1 protein-coding gene is annotated in these 411 nt (G+C 76.2%); it reads right to left on the bottom strand.

Features of this window, described 5'->3' with window-relative positions:
• Positions 1-411, bottom strand: a 411-nt coding sequence (locus tag A5481_RS35600; RefSeq protein WP_245298693.1) for a chloride channel protein, incomplete at both ends; no start/stop codon positions are given.

Raw genomic sequence — 411 nt, 5'->3', positions numbered from 1 at the left:
CGATCAGCCCGCCCGCGCCGATCGCCGCGCCGTCCTCCGTCAGGTTGAGGTGGAGCGCCCCGTGCCCGGCCGAGAGCACCTGCGGCGTCGCCACCAGCGCCAGTACCCCGACCGCGACGCCCCCGAGGACCGGCCGGGCGAGCGGCGGCACCCGCGTGCGGCGCACCCCCTCCTCCACCAGGGTCACCCCCTGCATGATCAGGATGCCGAGCCCGGCGCAGATCAGCCCGAGCCCGAGGGTCGGCAGGTAGTCGGCCGGGCCGACCGGCGGGGCGGGCCCGAGGGTGATGACCGCCTGGTGCCCGAGGATCGCCCGCGACACGAAGGCCCCGGCGAGCGCCGCGGTGACCACCGGGGTGAGCGAGGCGATGGCGTAGGTGCCGATGATCAGCTCGAAGGCGTAGAACGCGC

Source organism: Methylobacterium platani (assembly GCF_001653715.1).
In the GTDB taxonomy this organism is placed as follows: Bacteria; Pseudomonadota; Alphaproteobacteria; order Rhizobiales; family Beijerinckiaceae; genus Methylobacterium; species Methylobacterium platani.
This window is presented reverse-complemented; position numbering and strand designations above follow the sequence as displayed.